2 protein-coding genes are annotated in these 2,649 nt (G+C 46.6%); one reads left to right on the top strand and one right to left on the bottom strand.

Annotated features, from left to right (window positions below; translation table 11 throughout):
- Positions 1-70: 70 nt before the first annotated feature.
- A complete protein-coding gene (locus VIP81_RS00905; RefSeq protein WP_331956591.1) occupies positions 71-1,060 on the bottom strand; it encodes an aspartate-semialdehyde dehydrogenase in 990 nt (329 codons plus the stop codon).
- 150 nt (positions 1,061-1,210) lie between these two features.
- On the opposite strand from VIP81_RS00905, the gene VIP81_RS00900 reads away from it, so the two are divergent.
- A partial coding sequence (locus tag VIP81_RS00900; protein ID WP_331956590.1) for a lamin tail domain-containing protein occupies positions 1,211-2,649 on the top strand: 1,439 nt, incomplete at its 3' end.

Genomic DNA, 2,649 nt, shown 5'->3' with positions numbered 1-2,649 from the left:
CGTATAGTCATATACGAGAGTAGCATTTAGGGGTGTATTAGGCCCTAAATTACATAGCACAACAGTATGATTACAGCCAATTCTTACCGCTGAGATATTCTGCAATCTGAACGGCGTTGGTAGCAGCTCCCTTACGAAGGTTATCTGCCACTATCCACATATTCACTGTTTTAGGCTGTGTTTCATCCCGGCGGATACGCCCCACAAACACTTCATCTTTGTCATGCGCATCTTTAGGCATTGGGTATTGTGCCCTGGAAGGATCGTCTACAACTATTACCCCTGGCGTGTTTTCAAGGATAGTTCGGAGTTCAGACACTTCGTATTCATTTTCAAATTCAATGTTCACTGATTCACTATGACCACCCATTACCGGAATACGTACAGTCGTAGCCGTTACCAGGATGCTGTCATCTCCCATAATCTTCTTTGTTTCATTTACCATCTTCATCTCTTCTTTCGTATAGCCGTTGTCGAGAAACACGTCTATCTGCGGAATAACATTCAGATCTATCTGGTAAGGATACGCCATTTCACCGGTAATGCCTTGTCTTTCATTCATTAACTGCGTTACCGCTTTAACACCGGTACCGGTTACTGACTGATAAGTAGATACTACTACCCTTTTAATTTTATATTTTTCGTGCAGTGGTTTCAACACCAGCACCATTTGAATCGTTGAACAGTTAGGATTGGCAATGATTTTATCTTCCCGGGTAATCGCATCACCATTTACTTCAGGTACTACCAGTTTTTTGGTAGGATCCATTCTCCACGCGCTGGAGTTGTCGATAACGGTAATACCCGCCGCTGCAAATTTTGGAGCCCACTCCAGGGAAGTGCCACCGCCGGCAGAAAAGATAGCCACATTAGGCTGCATGGAAATAGCCGTTGCTGCATTCACCACCTTCCAGGTCTTGCCCTTAAATGTTACTTCCTTACCAACGGACTTCTCAGAAGCCACGGGAATCAATTCAGTAACGGGAAAATTTCTTTCCGTTAACACCTGTAACATTTTTGAGCCTACCAGTCCGGTCGCTCCTACTACGGCAACTTTCATTTTGTTTTACATTTTAAATTTTGGAAGCCCAAAATTAATATATAGCAGGCGCTTTTCATAATACTAAGATTTTTTTTTACCGTTTGGATAGCATTAACAGTGTGTAACATTTTGACTGCTAAGTTTGTGCGCCATAAAAACCCAACAGATATGAAATTACCCGTTGTTTGTTCCTGCCTGCTGCTGCTGGCCCTGGCTGGTTTTACACAATCCCCCGGCCGATATGAGGTAGTAATTCACGAAATCATGCCCAAACCTTCTCCTGTAGCCGGTCTTCCGCCATATGAATATATAGAGCTACGGAATGTAAGTCACGAACCAGTGCAACTGAAAGACTGCTGGCTGGCGGTTAATAAACGGGAAATTGTGCTCCCGGCCTGTTTGCTGGAGCCAGACAGTATGTTGGTATTATGTACGCCTGCTGCAGTGAGCAGTTATAATATCCCCAATATCAGAGGAGTAGAGCGTTTCCCGGCACTGGCAGACGATAGTGCATTGATAGTATTATATGATCCCGCTAAAAAAGTGATACACGCCATTGACTATAACCAGGGCTGGTACGGCAATACAAAGCCCAAAGGTGGCATCAGCCTCGAAATGATCAATGCAGGACTTCCCTGCAGCGGTAAAATAAACTGGCGCGCCAGTACGGCGGTAGCAGGTGGTACACCCGGCAAATTCAATGCAGTAGCCGCCCTCACAACGGATAATACCCGGCCTGACCTGCTTTTTGCTACCATTACAGATAGTTTGCAGGTGTTATTGCAGTTCAGTAAAACGTTGGACAGTACGCTGGCGGCGGATCCGGCACATTATCAGCTCAGTGGTGGAATAAAAATTAACAGCTGCAAAGTACTACCGCCTTTATTTACCAGTGTACAGTTGCAACTCTCCACGATCATTCATCCCGGGGAAAATTATGTCCTCAGCACCGCCGGCCTGGCCGGTTGTAATGGAGAAGTAAGTGGTACCAACACGAGCTTCACACTGGGCGCACCTCAGTTGCCATTGCCACAGGATGTGGTGATCAATGAAATCCTCTTTTATCCGCCGCCGGGTGTACCGGAATTTATTGAAATCTATAACCGCAGTCATAAAGCCATAGAGTTAAGCCAATTATATTTTTGTGCCGTAAAGACAGATGGGAAATTTGAAACGTTTAAAAGAATAGCTGCTACGGGCCGCCTGTTGATGCCAGGGCAGTTCCTGGCCATTACTACAGATGCTACCGGTCTATGCAGCCATTACGTCTGTAAAGCCCCGGAAAACATACAGGAGGTAAGCAGCTTGCCTTCTATGCCGATGGCCGCCGGAAAAGTTGCCTTATTATCAACGGATAGCACCATTATAGATGAACTGCCTTATACCGACGGACAACATTTTCCGCTGGCCAGTGAGCTAAAGGGCATATCCCTGGAGCGTTTGAAGTACGACCGTCCTGCTGCGAGCGGCGATAACTGGCATTCCGCAGCAGCTACTGCCGGTTATGCCACGCCGGGCGCGCCCAATTCCCAACGCTGGCCGGAAGCAGCGGATTCCCTCAATATTGTACTCGATCCCGCGGCCTTTACGCCAGATCAGGATGGAAT

Source organism: Chitinophaga sp., from assembly GCF_036566945.1.
Taxonomy (GTDB): domain Bacteria; phylum Bacteroidota; class Bacteroidia; order Chitinophagales; family Chitinophagaceae; genus Chitinophaga.
Note: the sequence above shows the minus strand (reverse complement) of the source record. Positions and strands in the feature narration are given on the sequence as shown.

Coding starts and splice junctions, on each gene's coding strand:
- VIP81_RS00905 (WP_331956591.1), bottom strand. CDS start 1,060: ATGAAAGTTGCCGTAGTAGGAGCGACCGGACTGGTAGGCTCAAAAATG.